This is a genomic window from Mycobacterium sp. pUA109 (assembly GCF_041287095.1).
GTDB lineage: Bacteria > Actinomycetota > Actinomycetes > Mycobacteriales > Mycobacteriaceae > Mycobacterium.
Window position 1 is genome coordinate 66,833 of sequence record NZ_JBGGKS010000011.1, and the last position, 15,720, is coordinate 82,552.

The 15,720-nt window shown below is 63.2% G+C and carries 16 protein-coding genes; 4 read left to right on the top strand and 12 right to left on the bottom strand.

What is annotated here, in order from left to right; translation table 11 throughout:
* Positions 1–29: 29 nt before the first annotated feature.
* A complete protein-coding gene (locus tag ACAG26_RS14275) occupies positions 30–965 on the top strand; it encodes a zinc-binding alcohol dehydrogenase family protein (RefSeq protein ID WP_370483215.1) in 936 nt (311 codons plus the stop codon).
* A gap of 256 nt (positions 966–1,221) precedes the next feature.
* On the top strand, positions 1,222–2,274 hold the full coding sequence (locus ACAG26_RS14280; RefSeq protein WP_370483217.1) for an alcohol dehydrogenase catalytic domain-containing protein: 1,053 nt from the start codon (positions 1,222–1,224) through the stop codon (positions 2,272–2,274).
* Positions 2,275–2,666: 392 nt separating this feature from the next.
* Here the strand turns inward: ACAG26_RS14280 and ACAG26_RS14285 are convergent, their stop codons facing one another.
* The 3 genes from ACAG26_RS14285 to ACAG26_RS14295 all read right to left on the bottom strand — a co-directional run bounded on the left by ACAG26_RS14285 (position 2,667) and on the right by ACAG26_RS14295 (position 4,690).
* Entirely contained in the window at positions 2,667–3,608 is a 942-nt protein-coding gene (locus tag ACAG26_RS14285; RefSeq protein WP_370483218.1) for an SDR family NAD(P)-dependent oxidoreductase, read from the bottom strand.
* A gap of 58 nt (positions 3,609–3,666) precedes the next feature.
* Positions 3,667–4,014 carry a putative quinol monooxygenase gene (locus ACAG26_RS14290; RefSeq protein WP_370483219.1) on the bottom strand — a complete coding sequence of 116 codons (348 nt, stop codon included), beginning with the start codon at positions 4,012–4,014 and terminating at the stop codon, positions 3,667–3,669.
* A 157-nt stretch (positions 4,015–4,171) separates the two neighbouring features.
* Positions 4,172–4,690 (bottom strand): hypothetical protein, encoded by a 519-nt coding sequence (locus ACAG26_RS14295; RefSeq protein ID WP_370483221.1) that lies wholly within the window; start codon positions 4,688–4,690, stop codon positions 4,172–4,174.
* Between the two features lie 476 nt (positions 4,691–5,166).
* On the opposite strand from ACAG26_RS14295, the gene ACAG26_RS14300 reads away from it, so the two are divergent.
* The gene (locus tag ACAG26_RS14300; protein WP_370483223.1) at positions 5,167–6,159 is read left to right on the top strand and encodes an acryloyl-CoA reductase; all 993 of its coding nucleotides are present in this window, start codon (positions 5,167–5,169) and stop codon (positions 6,157–6,159) included.
* 306 nt (positions 6,160–6,465) lie between these two features.
* On the opposite strand, the gene ACAG26_RS14305 is transcribed toward ACAG26_RS14300, so the two are convergent.
* Positions 6,466–7,152 (bottom strand): TetR/AcrR family transcriptional regulator, encoded by a 687-nt coding sequence (locus ACAG26_RS14305; RefSeq protein ID WP_370483225.1) that lies wholly within the window; start codon positions 7,150–7,152, stop codon positions 6,466–6,468.
* Positions 7,153–7,266: 114 nt separating this feature from the next.
* Between ACAG26_RS14305 and ACAG26_RS14310 the strand changes: the two genes are divergently transcribed.
* Complete coding sequence (locus ACAG26_RS14310) at positions 7,267–8,208, top strand: SDR family NAD(P)-dependent oxidoreductase (protein WP_370483227.1); 942 nt, start codon at positions 7,267–7,269, stop codon at positions 8,206–8,208.
* Between the two features lie 187 nt (positions 8,209–8,395).
* On the opposite strand, the gene ACAG26_RS14315 is transcribed toward ACAG26_RS14310, so the two are convergent.
* Genes ACAG26_RS14315 through ACAG26_RS14350 form a run of 8 tightly spaced genes read right to left on the bottom strand, consistent with a single transcriptional unit; the run spans position 8,396 to position 15,719 of the window.
* A complete protein-coding gene (locus ACAG26_RS14315; protein ID WP_370483228.1) occupies positions 8,396–8,719 on the bottom strand; it encodes a DUF732 domain-containing protein in 324 nt (107 codons plus the stop codon).
* Positions 8,720–8,763: 44 nt separating this feature from the next.
* Entirely contained in the window at positions 8,764–9,438 is a 675-nt protein-coding gene (locus ACAG26_RS14320) for a hypothetical protein (RefSeq protein WP_370483230.1), read from the bottom strand.
* Between the two features lie 55 nt (positions 9,439–9,493).
* Entirely contained in the window at positions 9,494–10,456 is a 963-nt protein-coding gene (locus ACAG26_RS14325) for an MlaD family protein (protein ID WP_370483434.1), read from the bottom strand.
* Positions 10,456–11,460, bottom strand: a complete 1,005-nt coding sequence (locus ACAG26_RS14330; RefSeq protein ID WP_370483232.1) for an MlaD family protein — start codon at positions 11,458–11,460, stop codon at positions 10,456–10,458. The genes ACAG26_RS14325 and ACAG26_RS14330 overlap by 1 nt, the downstream gene beginning before the upstream one ends.
* Entirely contained in the window at positions 11,457–12,584 is a 1,128-nt protein-coding gene (locus tag ACAG26_RS14335; protein WP_370483233.1) for an MCE family protein, read from the bottom strand. The genes ACAG26_RS14330 and ACAG26_RS14335 overlap by 4 nt, the downstream gene beginning before the upstream one ends.
* Entirely contained in the window at positions 12,584–13,561 is a 978-nt protein-coding gene (locus tag ACAG26_RS14340) for an MlaD family protein (protein ID WP_370483235.1), read from the bottom strand. Before ACAG26_RS14340 ends, ACAG26_RS14335 begins: the two co-directional genes overlap by 1 nt.
* Entirely contained in the window at positions 13,549–14,580 is a 1,032-nt protein-coding gene (locus ACAG26_RS14345; protein WP_370483237.1) for an MlaD family protein, read from the bottom strand. Before ACAG26_RS14345 ends, ACAG26_RS14340 begins: the two co-directional genes overlap by 13 nt.
* A complete protein-coding gene (locus ACAG26_RS14350; protein ID WP_370483239.1) occupies positions 14,577–15,719 on the bottom strand; it encodes an MlaD family protein in 1,143 nt (380 codons plus the stop codon). Before ACAG26_RS14350 ends, ACAG26_RS14345 begins: the two co-directional genes overlap by 4 nt.
* Position 15,720: the final 1 nt, after the last annotated feature.

The following is a 15,720-nucleotide window of genomic DNA, read 5'->3' on the forward strand; positions in this document are numbered from 1 at the left end:
CGTACCCGAACCCGATCGAAGGAGTAGTCATGAAAGCCGTCGGAGTTATTGACTTCGGAGGACCCGACGCACTTGAGGTGGTGGACCTTCCGGGGCCGCCCGACGCCGAGAAAGGCTGGGTCCGCATCCGGGTCCGGGCCGCGGCAGTCAATCCCGCCGATGTCGCGATGCGCAGCCAGCGGGGTCCCAAACAGCCGCCGTCACCTCCCTACATCCTGGGCATGGATGCCGCCGGGGTGATCGAGCAGATTGGCGAGGGCACCGATACCGAGCTTCAGGTCGGCGATGAGGTGATGGCCATCGTCGTGCCACAGGGTTCGTTCGGGGCGTATTCCGAACAGATTGTGGTTCCGGCGGAGTCGGTTGCCCCGATCCCTGCCGGGACCACGTTCGCAGAGGCTGCGACGCTGCCGATGAACGGCCTCACTGCTCGCCTGGCACTTGACGAGCTCGGCCTGAGGCCGGGCGACACCCTTGCGGTGACCGGGGGCGCCGGAGCGCTCGGCGGCTACACCATGGAACTGGCCAAGACGGAGCGGCTCACAGTGATCGCGGATGCGTCCGAAGCCGACGAGAACCTCGTCCGAGAACTGGGCGCAGACCACGTGGTTCGACGGGGCCAGGATTTTGCGAAACAGGTCCGGGAGATCGTTCCCGAGGGGGCCGGTGGTGTTGTCGACTGCGCGCTGCTGGACGAATTGGTCATTCCCGCGGTTCGTGACCGCGGCGGAGTCGCCACCGTGCGCGGGTTTCAGGGCGAAGCGCAGCGCGGCATCACGTTTCACCCCGTGTTCGTCCCCAACTATGCCCGCGAATCGGCAAAGCTCGACCGGCTTCGCCAACAGGTCCAAGACGGCCAGCTGACGTTGCGCGTCGCCAAGACCTTCCCCGCCGAGCAGGCGGCCGAGGCCCATCGGATGCTCGAAGCGGGCGGTGTTCGCGGCCGCTTGGTCCTCGAGTTCTGACGTCGAGCGCCCCACCCCGCGGGTGGCATTCTCACGACACGACACGCCGGCGAGGCGTCGCGAAAGTGCCGTTCGCGGGGGAAAAGCCGCGGCAAGGCGAGTCGACGTCCGCTAAATTTAATAGATTAATCTAGTTACCGCAGTTAGGGTCACGGAATTAGGAAGCGCAGCCGCGCCCGAACGTCGGTGAAGGGCAAGTTTCTCTATCCCAGCGACCGGCTGAAGGATGCAGCGCCACAGGAAGGGGCAGACAACGATGAAGGCCGCGCTGTTCTACGGCAAGGAAGACCTCCGCGTTGAAGAGGTGCCAGAGCCCAGCCCGGGACCGGGCCAGGTGAAGTTGCGCAATGCATACTCCGGCATCTGCGGTTCCGACCTGCACTTCTATTTCTTCCCCGAAGCACTGCCGTTCGACCCCAGCCAGCCGCACCCTCTTACCGGCGCTGCTCTCCCCCAGATTCTGGGCCACGAGTTCGCCGGCACCGTCGTCGAGGTCGGCGAGGGCGTGAGGGGCGTGAAGGTCGGTGATCGCGCCGCGGTGTATCCCCTGGTTGCCTCCTGCGGTCACTGCGCGGCGTGCCGGCGGGGATTGCGCTTCTCCTGCAACATGATGGGCTCGCTCGGTGCGAACGCTCCCGGCGGCGGTCTGTCCGAGTTCACCACCGTCGACGCGTCCGCGCTGCACCTGCTGCCCGAGAATGTGGACCTGCGCATGGGTGCACTCGTCGAACCGATGGCAGTCGGTTGGCATGCTGTGGCGCGCAGCGGCGTCGAGACCGGCGGGACGGCGCTCGTCGCGGGCGCGGGTCCGATCGGCATCGGCGCCTGGTTCGCGTTCAAGGCGCGCGGCGTCGAAAGGGTTCTGGTCTCCGAACCGAGCGCCGACCGCCGCGCCATCATCGCTGCGCTGGGTGCGACCGTCGTCGACCCGGTGAACGATGACCTTCCCGCTGTGATCGCTGGGTTCACCAACGGCGTCGGTGTGGACGTGGCGGTGGAGGCGGCCGGAGTCGGCGCCGCAATCACCTCGGCGGTGGCCGGCCTGGCCGCTGGTGGCCGTGTCTCAGTCGCCGCGCTTCACGAACACCCGATGGAATTCCAGCCCACCATGCTCATGATGGGCGAGACCGAGATCGTGGGCTCGGTCGGTTACCAGCCGGAGGAATTCGATGCCGTCATCGCCGCGATGGCCAAAGGGGTGTACGACACCACCGGCTGGGTGCAGGAGATCCCGCTGACGGGCATCGTCGATGCCCTCCACACCCTGCGCAGCGGCACTGGCGCGAAGATCCTCATTAAGACGGACTGACCACCATCTGCGATAGATGGAGTGCCTGCGGCTGCTGTTATGGGAGGCGCTGGAGGGCGGCGACGAACTCAACGCGAGCGAGCCGGCCCGCCATACCGAATTCCGCGAGAAAGTCCACGATCTGGTGGACGGCGGCATGGTCGCCCACCTACCCAAGACCACCCGCGTCCAGGGCCGCCCAGGACCTGCTGTTCACCATCACGGGACTCATCTCATGGAATTTCGCAGTCCCCAGAATGGGTCGGATCACCCTGGACGAAGACACCGACAAGGCCGCCCTGGCCCGTCGCCGCGCCACCGTGATCGACGCCGCTCGCACACTGGCTACCGCACACGCCGCTTCACCGAAGCCTCGACGCAAACCGGCGAGCCGATAGATACTTGCCGGGGTGCTACTTCCGCCAATCCGACTTGAGGTCTCCCTGCCAATCCGAGGCGAGGTTGGTGTTGAAGCGCGCCATGTCGTACGCGGCATCGGGCACGATTTCCGCGTCGCTCATGTCGCGGCTTTGATCGAACCGCTCTGCGACGAACTCCGTGGTCAGACTGGCATTCTCGATGCCCTTGTTGCCGTAAATGCCATAGCGGCTGAACCGCCCGCCGCCGATGCGGAACAATTCACCAGACACGTTGCATTCTCGGCTGCAAAGATAGGCGACGCCCTCGGCCACCAGTTCGGGTGTGTGCGACTTGAACCAGTCCATGGTGCCAGGCTCGGCGGTTTCATCGACGCTACGTGTATAGGCTTGGGGGAAAACCGTATTCACAAGGATACCGAGGGGGCGGCCCTCGATGGCGGCGGTCCCCGACATACCGATGATGCCGCCCTTCGCGGCGGCATAGGCCAGCATGCCTTGTTGTCCCAGCACCGTATTTGAGGACGTGTTGACGATGCGGCCGTAGTTCTGCGCCCGCATGACCGGCCAGACGCGACGCATTAGCATCAGCGAGCCGATGAGATTGCTGCGAATCACGCCTTCCAACTTCTCGTCGGCGTCCTCGTCCACATTGTGGAATGGCCGGCTACCACCCGCATTGTTGACAAGAATGTCCACGCGCCCAAATGCTTTGACCGCGGCCTCAACGATGGCCTGCGCACTGTCGCCGGTTCCGACCGCCGTCCCGTTCGCAACCGCCTCGCCGCCAGCGGCAAGGATCTCATCCACGACTGATTGTGCGACCTCGCTCGTGCCAGGCGTGAGCGTATCGAATCCGCCGCCATAGTCGTTCACCAACACCTTCGCGCCGCGTTTGCCCAGCGCCAATGCTGTCGCGCGGCCAATGCCGCGCCCAGCGCCCGTGACGATCGCGACCTGTCCCTCAAAGCTAAGCACCCGTTGTCCTCACTCGTCATCCAAATTGCCCTACGCCGATCAGCGTGGCCAAAATCGGCTAGAAGCCGTTGAAATACGCGTAAAAGGGTGGACCCGTGGCGGCAAGCGCCTGTCGCAGTTCTGGCGACACATCGCCGAACACCTCGATGTCGAGGCCACCTCCGAGCTTTGCCAGTCGACCGATCAGCGCACCGGCATTCGCCAGGTGTGCGAGTACGGCCTCGGAGCTTTCGTATTTCTCCAGGACCACACACTTCGTCTGATCGTCGCTCAGAAACCAGTCGTACTGGAGGGCCCCCGCCTCGCCCCGCACCGAGACGACCGCGTCTTGAGCGAGGGCCTTGAACTCCTCCAGTTGCTCGTTCGCAATATTCGGAAATGTGGCTCTGAGTTGAATCTCGCCCACGGGTTGCTCCTAAGCCTTGATCACCCACGCATCTGAATCTGAAACTGGATAGGGCTGACGACGCTCGCGGTGGCCGCCTGACGGCCGGCCACCGCGAGTAGAGTCTGTCCTACGCCAAACGTCTCGCCGCGACACCATCGTTCAGCGAGAACCGGAACTAGTTGATGGTAATTCCGCGGCGCGCAGCAACCTCGTACGCATCATGCCGGTCGATCGTCGGAGCGACGTCGCTCAGCTTGGTAACGCCGGGCACGTCGGCGAAATCCGGACCGAGGTTTTCGGACATCATCTGTGCGAAGTTAGTGTCCATGTACATCCGCTCGCCGGAAATCAACCGCTGCTCGGGGTCGAACGACATGACGACGATGTAGTTGCCGTTAACCCGCTCGCCGGACGAGGCGTTGAATGACACGTGCGCCTCGCGGACTAGTGTGTTGCTGTCAATGGCGTGCACCCTCATCTTGGCTGCCACATTGCGGTTCCGGGTGCCGGGCATGATGCGGCTGTACGCCTCCCGAACGGCATCGTAGCCGTCGAAGGCATATCCCAGGGTCGGAAGCTCGTAGTGCGGATTGTCAACCAAGGTTGCCATCGTCGCATCGAGGTCTTCTTCCAACTCGCCTTTCTCGTGCGCGAGCAGGATTTCTTCCATTTCCTTCTTGGTCATTTCTGCCATGGCCTACAGGGTCTCCTTTGATCCATCACTGGGCTGAGATCAGATCCATCATCCACCTGGGTCACGCCCCCGATGCCGAGATGCCACTCACCACCGGGTGTGGGATCCGGCCCTGCATCACGTCTAGATAGATTGATCTACGGCAATGAGCCTAATCACAATCTGCCCGTGTCGTCAACGATGCCCGCACCGAGCCAACATCTACGGCTTCGACCACCCGCCAGGGCGCTGACCCATCTGTTGACGAGGTCGGGACACAGCAGCTAGCCTCTAGCTACTAGATCAATCTATCGCCTGGTGCCGCCGTTACACGCACGATGCCGCCCGTACGGGTTTCAGGATGCAGGTGGCATGCCCATCGACGATCGATCCGGTCTCCCGTTGCAGTAACCAGTGAAGAAAGTGCTTGCCCGAGACCATATTTCGCTGCGACCTCCGCAGTCATTGGCGCCGGGCGCCCGATCTAGGAAGGTGTCATGTCCGAATCTTTTAAGGCCTTTGTCGTGAACAAGGACGACGGCGGGTTTAGCGCCGGCGTGCGCCAGCTCACGCTCGACGATCTGCCCGCGGGCGACGTCACCGTGCGCGTGCAATATTCGAGTGTCAACTACAAGGACGGGCTCGCCTGCCTGCCGGAGAGCCCTGTAGTGGGTTCGTACCCGATGGTTCCGGGCATCGACCTCGCGGGCACCGTCGTCGAGTCCGCCGATCCGCGCTTCACAGCCGGCCAAGAGGTGCTCGCGATCGGCCGCGATTTGGGCACCGCGCAATTCGGTGGTTACGCCGAGTACGCACGCCTGTCCAGCGATTGGCTGGAGCCGCTCCCGGCAGGACTCACGCTGAAGGAGGCGATGGCGCTCGGCACCGCTGGCTTCACCGCAGCACTCTCGATTCAGCGGCTGGAGCAGAACGGGCTGAAGTCCGGCGGCGGCACCGTGCTCGTGGCTGGCGCCACAGGTGGTGTGGGCAGCACGGCAGTGAACATGCTCGCCGGCCTCGGCTACGAGGTCGCCGCCAGCACCGGCAAAGCGGCCGAGCACGAATATCTCCGAGAGCTGGGCGCCACCAAGATCCTCAGTCGCGAAGAGGTCTCCGCCCAAAGCGACAACCCGCTGGAGGCCGAGCTCTGGGCTGGCGCGGTGGACCCGGTGGGTGGAGACACCACCGGGTACCTGCTGCGCACGACGCGTTACGGCGGCTCGGTGGCAACATGCGGGCTCACCGGCGGTTTCGCGGTAAACACCACCGTGCTGCCGTTCATTTTGCGCGGCGTCAACCTGCTGGGGATCGACTCGGTGCAGTGCCCGGCCGATGTGCGCGCCGGCGTTTGGAAGCGTCTCGGTACAGACCTCAAACCGAAGAATCTGGCGCAGAGCATCTCTCACGAAATCGGCCTGGATGAGGTCCCGGCCGTCACCGCCAGCATCCTGGGCGGCGGCGTCAAAGGCCGGACCATCGTCTGCCTCTGAGGCGATTTGAACCAGCCCGTCGTCGCACCGGTGGCCACCTCGCGGTTGCGTCCGTGCCACCGGTGCGACGATTCTTGATCGAAGTCGGAACCTCGGACCGCAACGGCAACCTGTAGGGCTGGTCCGCCCTGCTCGGCGCACGGCGCGGTACCGAGGATGTTTCGTACTATGCAGCGCCCCGCGCGGGCAATGGACTTGTCTGGGCGTGCGCCACCGCCGTGCGCGGCGCGATCAGGTCGAAACCGTTCCCATGCTCATCGACCTCGTTGTCCCATCACCCTGGCACACCATACCGGGGGGCCGTGGTCAGTTTTCGGCAGTCCGACGCTCACGCTCAGCGAGCAGCCCGGCGAGGGTGAGGGTGAGGGTTCGGGTGACGATGTCAGAGAAACTCATATGCAGTTCCGCGATCGCCGGGTCGGCATCATACGCGGCTTGCAATGCCGGCGTCGGGGTGCTGTGGGGCCACGCTGCGGTGACGGCCAGGATGGTGACCGCAGCGAATTGGAAGCCGTCGTCCGCTGTCAGCTCCGGCAGTAGGGTCGTCACGATGCGTGTGATCTCGCTGACGGTCTTCTGCATCGACCGCTTGTGACGAAGGACCACCTCGGTGGACACATTGCGCTCTAGCACCGCGGCCTGGGAACTGATGAGGTCGCACAGCACCGGTTTTGCTTCCAATGTTGTGGCCACCGCGGCAACCAGGCATCTGGAACGCTCCTGGAAAGATCCTTTGGCTGAGCGGGGAGTTGATCGGTCGAGGTCGACCAGCCATGCCCTCGCCTCAGTGTCGAGTAGTTCCAACAAGATCGCTTCGCGTGACTCGTAGTAACGCAGCACATTCGATTTCGCCAGCCCAACCCGCCGACTGAGCTCGTTCAAGCTCATTGCCGCGACTGGCATCTCGGCCAGCATTTCCGCGGCCGTGTCAAGGAGGACCTGCCGGCGATGTTCGCGCTGCTCCTCGGTGCGCGCTCGTTGAAACGAGTCCACGCGGTCAGACTACAGACCGCCTGTCTGTTGTTTACAGACCGGCGGTGTGTTAATTTGGCGGACGTAACAGACCGCCGGTCTTTATTTGTTGCTCTCAACCCGTCAGGAGTTTCCGTGACCCCGCTGATCCGCACGCCCTTTGGTCCCCAGACCACTGCAGCCCAGGTCCTCAACGGCGTGGACCTCTCCGGCAAGCGGGCCGTGGTCACCGGCGCCTCCTCCGGTATCGGAGTGGAGACCGCCCGAGCTCTCGCGGGCGCTGGTGCCGCGATTACTTTGGCCGTGCGCGACACGGCCAAGGGTGCCGAGGTCGCGGCGGACATCTCCAAAACCACGGGAAATGACCGCATCGAGGTAGCGCCGATCGAGCTAGCCGAGCCGTCCAGCGTCGATGCCTTCGTCCAGGACTGGAGTGGGCCGTTGCACATACTGGTCAACAACGCCGGGATCATGGCGATCCCCGAGCGGACGCTTACCACCTACGGCCAAGAGCTTCACTTCGCCACTAACCATCTGGGCCACTTCCGTCTGGCCGTCGGTCTCCACGACGCCTTGGCCGCAGCCGCAGGTGCCCGGATCGTCTCGGTCAGCTCCGCCGGAAACCTTCTTTCGCCGGTGGTCTTCGACGACCTCAACTACAGCTTCGTGCCCTACAACGGCTTTAGTGCCTACGGCCAGTCGAAGACCGCCAATGTCCTCTTCGCGGTGGGAGTCGGGCAACGTTGGGCAGATGACGGCATCACCGCCAACGCTCTCATGCCCGGCGCCGTCCCGACTGGCCTGATGCGTCACATGGACCCCACCTGGTTTAAGGACCAGGAGGACAACATGCCGATGCCGACCAAGACTCCCGAGCAGGGCGCCGCGACTTCGGTTCTGCTCGCCGCCTCACCTCTCCTTGACGGGGTCACCGGACGGTACTTCGAAGACGTCAACGAGGCCAAAACCGTCACCGAACGAGGCGACGGAGCCTCCGGCGTCGCCCCATACGCCCTCGACTCAGCCAACGCCGAGCGCCCCTGGGACATCTCACTGCGCCTCATCGGCTCCTGCTGACCGCACGGGCGGTCGGTCACCTTGGAGCGGCTGCCAGCTCGTCGCCTCCACCATGTTGGCGTGACGGCAGCCGCGGAATAACCGCCATACGGGGCAGACTCCGGGCAACGTGTCCGCCATACGCTCAGACCGGCCCACAGCCACACTTAAGTCGGGTCAGTCAAGCCGTCGGAGAAATTCCATTTGTCTAGGGGAGAGGCTCGTACGGGGGTGGTCCGTCACGGTCATCGCACAGCTCGCTTACCGCGGTGTCGACGATGAAATTAGCCTGCTGTTCGGTGAACCCGTACGGCGGGTGGAGAGCCGAACTCCAGACCCCCTGCTCCACCCACTGCCGCGGAGGAAACCCCCGCTTCCGGAGTTCGCAGACCGCATAGCCCCACTCCTTGAGCTCGTACTCACCGCGCACGGTGTGGATGCCGGCGTCGTCGAGCTTCTTAATGTAGGACTTGGCGTCGGCGTTGGCCGAGGCGCTGCCAACGATGCCCGACGCGGCAGCCAGGCCTGTCACCAATCCGACGCCGAGAACAGCCACACGATGCCGGTAGGGACGCATTACTTATCCCCGACTACCTGGCCGATACCGCCGACGTCGCTGATTTTCCAACCGTCGGACGGGTTGATCGTCACGGCGTAGGTGGCGGTCGATTGCAAGTTCTCCTCAGCCTGGATCGTCTTGGTCATGACGCTGACGAACGCATCGACGACATACACACCGTTGTCGTGTGATCTTACTTTGGCCGCGATGGGTTTCGCCGAGGACGACCACTGCAGCGGGAGCAGGATCTGCTCCATCGCGGTCGCCGCATCCGTGAGCTTCTTACCCAGCTCGGGTGTCGTCCCCTCGACCAGTGCGCGCCTCCATGGCCCGAGATCCTTGTGGTCCATGATCGCCGCCCGCACGGCGTAGTCGAGTGCGACCTGCTCGGCGTGCTGGTTATCGCGTGTCTGCTGGATCTGGGCGTCGTAGTTGCGATCGGCGCCGATGTACAGCCAGGTCATCACGCTCAACGCCGCGACAAGAGCGGCGATGAGGAACCCCAGCGACAAACTGCGGACAGAGAAGGAGATTTGCCGTCCCTTCCTGCGGGTGGCAGGTTTCGTCTGCGTATCGTCGGCGACGGGATCGTCGGGCTCCTGATTATCGATAACCTCGGTGTCCGACTCCACGATTTCTGCGTCGTCGGGATCCGCCGCTAGGGTCTGGGTGGTCGACTCGGTAGTGTTCACATCGTCACCATTTTCCGCGTTGTTTCTTTCTCGGTGGCTTCGGCGTCTGGTCTCATCATTGGCCGCCTTGCGGGAGCGTCACGTGCAGCTCGATCGCTCCGTCCGGGGGCGTTGCCGCCAGCAGGTTGGTCAGGATCTGGCTGCTGTCCACATTGCTCAGCGCGCTCGCGATTGCCTGCACATTGGGTGTCAGCGGTTCCGTCAACACCCGCAGGTCCGCGCCGCGGTCGTCCAGGAACTGCTGCAGCCGTTGCATGAACTTACCGAAGGTGTAGACACCGCCCGGCATATCGTTACGCAGGCAGAAGGCGACGGCACCATGGGTCCACAACAGGTCTATTTTCGAACCCAGGGCCTTGAGGGGCGGTCCGGACTGGGCGATTAGGGAACCCACGAATCCGGCGTTCTCCAGCAGGCTCTGCAGATTCTCCAGCGCTCGCTTGCCCTGGCCGTTGAGCCCGGTGGTGGTGTTGTGCAACACCTTTCCCGCACGTTCCAGGTTCGGCAAAACGGTATATGGATCGGGCAGCGCGGCGTCGGCCTGGTTGACGACGTTCTGCAGTTGGCCGGGATCGAGTTGCTTCAAGGTGCGAACAACTGTTGCGCCGAGTTCGGAGATCGACTTGGGCGCCACAATCGATTCCTCGGCGATGAGTTGCCCGTCAGCGAACACCGGTCCGCCGGCGCTTCTCGGCTCGAGTTCCAGATAGGACTCGCCGAGCGCGGAGAGGTTCTCCAGCCGGACCAGACTATCCGCGGGAACCGCGAATTTGTTGTCGATGTAGAAGTGGATGGTCGCCTTCGAGGTCGACGTGTCGATCCGGTCCACCTTCCCGACCGGGACCCCGCGCAGCAGCACATGGGAGCCGACGACCAGGTTGTTGACATCGACGACGTCCATCGTAAGGTTGGTCCGGTTCTCCGGCGGAGCGATCCGGACACCCAGGTGGGCGACGTAGAGCAGGAAGGCGGCAATCATTGCCGTGAAGGCGACAAATACCGCGCTGGCTCGTAGCATCACGGGACAGCTCCCAACATCCGCAGCACCTGCTCGACATTGTCGGACAGCTCTCGGCCGTCCGGACCGACGATCGAGGTGATGTTGATCGCCGGGTGTTTCTCTTGCGGTAGGTAGAACTCATTGATGAAGCGGCGCCACTGGGGGTATTCACCCTCCACGACCTGCTTGGCGCCTTTTACCGCCGTCATGGCGTTCGCGAGTGAGGTGAAAACCGGGACAAGGTAGTACCCCTGGCTATAGATAGTGCCGACAGAGGGCAGCAGGTTACCGACCTCGCGGGCGACAACCGTGGATCGCTGGAAGGCCCCAACGCCCTCCGGGGTGAACCAGAAGCTCATTTGCGGTGCATACGTAGCGGCCACCGTCGACGTCTGGTTCATGCTGTCGATCAGGATGTCGACCGTGTCGAGATTGTCGGAGAGCTCATCGAGGTCCGTGGTCACCTGCGACACCACTCGGCGCACTTCGTCCTTCGGCGGAGTGATTCGGTTCAGCCTGACCAGCGTATTCTGCGCTCGCTGAATCGACCCGCTGCCGATGAAGTTCGCCAGGTTGGCTATGGTGTCCTCCAACTGGGGCGGCGATATTGTCTGTGCCAACGGAATTCGCCCACCCGCAGCCAGCACTGCCGCCGGGGGTACTCCGTCGGTCGGGCGCTCGAGCGCCAGGTAGATGTCACCGAGCACCGTTGCCTGCTGCAGTACGGCGGTCACGTTGGACGGCACCGCGATCCCCTCCTGGATGCGAGCCGTCACATCGACATGGCTACCGACCTCGGCGACCTTGCTGACCTCCCCCACCGTCGTGCCATCCATGACGACCTTCGCCCGGTCGGGCAGGTTCAGAACGTTAGCGAACTCGGCGACGATGTCGTACCCGTTCGTGTGGCTGTGGCCCGGCACCGGGACCGAATCGACCGTCAGCGACGACAGCGTTGAGCACCCGGCCAGGCTAAGCCCGCACGCCAGCGCACTGATCAGTGCACGTATCCGAATCGTCATCGGCGCTCGGCCTCCGTGAGCACGTACTGCAACAACGCGACGTCGACCGCGTAGGGCCGGCCGGCGACGTCCAAGCAGCTGCCCGGCGCCGACGCGTTCATCGCCCCGCATGCCGCCAGCCCGTTGGGGGTCGGAATACGGAACAGCGGCGGTCGGTAGGGCAGCACGATGAACGGGTGATGGTTGGCGCGTTTCGCCAGTCCGCCTTCGGTCGCCCCGGGCGGTTCACCGTTGATGCCGCTGATCCATCGCGGCACCGGATTGAGCATGTTGGCGATGCCCTTGTAATGCGGGCTCGCGATCCGCAGCTGCTCACCCGTCATGTCCAGAGCGGTCTGGAACTCGGGCCCTAGTTCGGCCTCGATGTCATTGACTACGGTCATGAGATCGGCCACCGGCGCGTCGAATTCGTACGCCCCCGTCAGGGCGTCCAGCGCTTCTTGCGCGACCGTGGGCAGGTCGTTGACGTTGGTCTTGATATCCGCCCGGTTGTCCCGCACCATCGACGACAGTTCGGCGATGTTGCGGGTGATTTGCCCCATCTGGGAAATAGCTTGATCAGGGTTGTCCAGCAGTCGCGAGGAGCGACTCATCAACTGATTGGCGCGATCCCCCTGGCCGGAGACCGCCTGATCGAACCCCTGAAGCGCGTCGGCGATGTTTGTCGATCCTTCCGGATTGATCGCCTTCACGAAGTCGGTGGCCGATCCGATGATCCGGGCGATGCTGAGCGGAGTGGAGGTTCGGCTCAGCGGAATACACTCTGCGGGTCGCAGTTTCGGTCCCCCGATGTAGTTTCCCACCAGTTCGAGGGCACGGTCGGCGAGGATGGAGGGCGAGCGGGTGACCGCCCGCACCTCTTCCGGTACGGGTCGGCTCTCATCGAGGGAGAACACCACCTTGACATCGGTAGCGTGGGGCTGAATGCTGCGCACCTTACCGATCGGATACCCCATCTGGGTCACGTGGTTGCCCACGTAGAGCCCCACGCTGTCGGACATGACGGCGCAGTACTCATTCGCCACGGGTTGGAACGAAAAACCAAATGAGGTGACTCCGAAGATCACCGCAACGGCCGCCACTATCGCCAGCAGCCAACGATATTTACCGGTTAGGCCGCGCATCAGCAGATCCTTCCCTCGATGGGGAAACACAGGTCAGTCGCGAGGAGTTGCGGTGGTGTACCGGCGTTTTGTGCGTCGAGGGTCGTTTGCATCCTGCCTCTGACACGTCGCAGCCACCGCACCAAGGCACCATTGCGATCCGCGATCGTCTGGAACTCGGAAAGCACCCCGCGCACCCGCGCGATGAAATCGTCCCGGTGCTCGAAGTAGAACGGGATGAGCGGGTAGATCTTGTCGACGATCTTGCCCAGGCCGAGCATCCCTCCCGCGAACCCGTCGCCGTAGAGCATCATCGTTTCCTCGAGAATCGCGACGCGGGCGATCAGGTACTCCAGTAGTTGCCGATTGTTGTTCATCGTCCCGAGGTACTCGTTGGACATTTCGAGGATGCTGGTCAGCTGGCCCCGCTGGCGTTCCAGGACCTGGCTGACGCTATCGCCGGCGTCAATGATCTTGGCCAAGATCTCGGTGTTGGTTCCGGCCAGGCCCCCCTGAATCTGGTCCAGTGATTCCTTGATCGGTCGGGGTTGCACCTGGTCGGTGATCTTTGTAGCGTCCGACAGCGTTCGAATCAGGCTGTAGGGCATGGTGACTCGATCGATCGGGATGGGATTCCGGCCGAGGGCACGATCACCTAGCGGCAGCAGGGTGACGAAATAACCCCCGACAACCGTGAGCATCCGGACCTCGACCTGCGTCTGGTCGCCGATGAACACATCGTCGTCCACCGAAAGCTGGACCCGAACCCGCTCCGGTTCCAGTGCGACGTTCTTGACCGTCCCGACATTGATGCCAGCGACGCGGACGGTATCACCCGTCCGCACCGACGCCGCGTCATCGGTGTAGAAGGTGACCAACTTCCGGTTGGGGGGTGCGATGTACACCCAGGCGACCACCAGTGCAACGATCGCTGTCAGGGTGATCGTTATGACACCCCACCACAGGGGGTTCCGCAAGGACCTCGTCACTGATTGCATATGACCACCTTGCGCCCGTTGAGGAGCACATCCATCGGAAGGGGAAGCTGGGCCGGGCCCTTCGAACAGGGCGCCGGCGCGCCCTGTTCCGGCGGCTCCGGGATGTTCTCCCAGACCACGGGGATGCGCTTGACGCCGTCCATCTCGTTGTAGAGGTTGGTGATGGCTTTATCGAAGGCCTTCTCCGGATCCCACCCGGGGCGGTAATTCGCTACAGGCCACGGCCCCGAATCGAGTCCCAAGGCAACAAGGAGGCGATCCACCTCAGCGGTGAAGCCCGGACCGTACGCCGCCGACTTCCGGAATTCATCCAACACAAGCAGGGTCGAATCGGAGACGATCTTGACCTGATCGAGAATCTTGGGCAACTGGCTGGATTTCCCACGGACGCCCTCGGCGACAACCTTCAGATTGTTCAGGATCGTCGAGATCACCGCTTCCCGGTCGGAGACCAGGCCGGTCAGTCTCTTGATGCTGTCCAGCATCGGGCCCAGACCATCGCCGTCGCCGGCCAGGAAGGTGGCGACGTTGTCGGTGAAGGTGTTGAGTTCGCCGGGATCCAAGGCAGCCAGGACCGGCTGCAGACCGTTGAACAGCACGGTCACGTCGAAGGAGGGGATCGTCATCGACATCGGAACGCTGGTCATTTGATCGGGTGCATCGCCCGTGGCGGCGTTGGCGATGTCGATGTAGCGCAACCCGGTCAACGCCTGGAACTTCACCGCCAGGCGGCTCGTGGGCACGACGCTGTAGCGGCGCTCCATCGTGAACCGAACGTTGGCGACGGTGCGTCCCTGCGACCGGTTGAGCGCCAGTGATTGCACCTTGCCCACTCGAACACCGCGGACGCGCACATCGGCACCTTCATGTAGGCCGGCGATATCAGCGAATTCCGCGCTGAAAGCGCGGGTTTCACCCGCAACGGGCTGCCGGATCACATTCGAGATGACGACGAGCAACAGCATGCTCACCACAACCGCAAGGACGAATTTCCATAGCGGGCCAAGGTTCTTTTTCATTCACCGCCTCCCAACATGACTCCCAGCGGTGCCTCGACCCCGGGCAGCTGATCCAACATGATCCGCACCTGCAGGGCGCGCTGGTCACCGGAGCCCTGGTACATGCGTTCCAGCCGCGAGCGCAGCTCGCCCAGCTTGTCCGCCAGATCCTCCGGATCAACCAGACGCGGCACGACATTAGCCATGGCACGGGTTTGATCCAACAGCGGGAACAGATCAAAGGTGTGCGACCCCTCCAGGTCCCCGACCTTGGAGAACAGATCGAACTTGGCGCCCACGAAGTACTCGCGCAGGCGGCCGTAGGCAAACTTGTCCGGGTTGGCGACCAGGTCGTCGAGCGCCGAGTTGAAGTCGTCCAACTTCTCTTTGTTGTAGTACTTCAGATACCTGGTGTTCGCGCGGATGGCATCCGGATCGACATGTGCACCGACGGCGTTCCAAACATAACCCTGCCCGGCATTGATCGTCCCGTCGAGGAATGACGGTAGTCCGACACTGATTGCGGTCGTGTTCCGAAGCAGCTGCTCGGTGCTGACTGTTTGAGTGTCGGTGACGGCGGTCGAGACGATAATCATCGTCTCGAACAGCGGGTTAAGTGCGTCGGTGTAGCGGGTGGCCCGGTCCATGACACTGATCAGCTTCGGGGTGACCACATCGTGGGTCAGCTCGCCCAGGCGATATAGCAGCGTTTGCAGGGTGAGGTTGCCCGCCGATTCGACGCTGATCGACGCCCCGTTACTCAGCAGCTGGCCCTGGTCGGCGGGGATCAGGTTTACACCGGTCACCCCGAAATAGTTGGCTGGGCGGAAGTCGATACCGACGGCGTCGGTCAGTCCCTTGGTGGGGCCCGACTGCAGTTCCACGTCCAGGCGGACCTTGCTGCCGGCAGCCCGGGAGACTTCGGTGACCTCACCCACCTGGACACCGTGCAAAATCACTGCGGTGCCACGGCTGACGCCCTGACCCACAAACGGCGTTTCGAAGACGACCGCGATTGTGTGCTTGGCGGGACGCCCGGACGGGCTGATCACTGTAACGTACAGCAGTACAGCGGCCAGCAGAATCGCAACGAATCCCGCGCCGATCGCGGTGAAAATACGCTTGTGCTGCCGTTCGCTTACGCGCAGTAATGTCGTCATC

Coding starts and splice junctions, on each gene's coding strand:
- ACAG26_RS14300 (WP_370483223.1), top strand. CDS start 5,167: ATGTCCGAATCTTTTAAGGCCTTTGTCGTGAACAAGGACGACGGCGGG.
- ACAG26_RS14325 (WP_370483434.1), bottom strand. CDS start 10,456: ATGCTACGAGCCAGCGCGGTATTTGTCGCCTTCACGGCAATGATTGCC.
- ACAG26_RS14295 (WP_370483221.1), bottom strand. CDS start 4,690: ATGGCAGAAATGACCAAGAAGGAAATGGAAGAAATCCTGCTCGCGCAC.
- ACAG26_RS14330 (WP_370483232.1), bottom strand. CDS start 11,460: ATGACGATTCGGATACGTGCACTGATCAGTGCGCTGGCGTGCGGGCTT.
- ACAG26_RS14280 (WP_370483217.1), top strand. CDS start 1,222: ATGAAGGCCGCGCTGTTCTACGGCAAGGAAGACCTCCGCGTTGAAGAG.
- ACAG26_RS14335 (WP_370483233.1), bottom strand. CDS start 12,584: ATGCGCGGCCTAACCGGTAAATATCGTTGGCTGCTGGCGATAGTGGCG.
- ACAG26_RS14345 (WP_370483237.1), bottom strand. CDS start 14,580: ATGAAAAAGAACCTTGGCCCGCTATGGAAATTCGTCCTTGCGGTTGTG.
- ACAG26_RS14275 (WP_370483215.1), top strand. CDS start 30: ATGAAAGCCGTCGGAGTTATTGACTTCGGAGGACCCGACGCACTTGAG.
- ACAG26_RS14350 (WP_370483239.1), bottom strand. CDS start 15,719: ATGACGACATTACTGCGCGTAAGCGAACGGCAGCACAAGCGTATTTTC.
- ACAG26_RS14340 (WP_370483235.1), bottom strand. CDS start 13,561: ATGCAATCAGTGACGAGGTCCTTGCGGAACCCCCTGTGGTGGGGTGTC.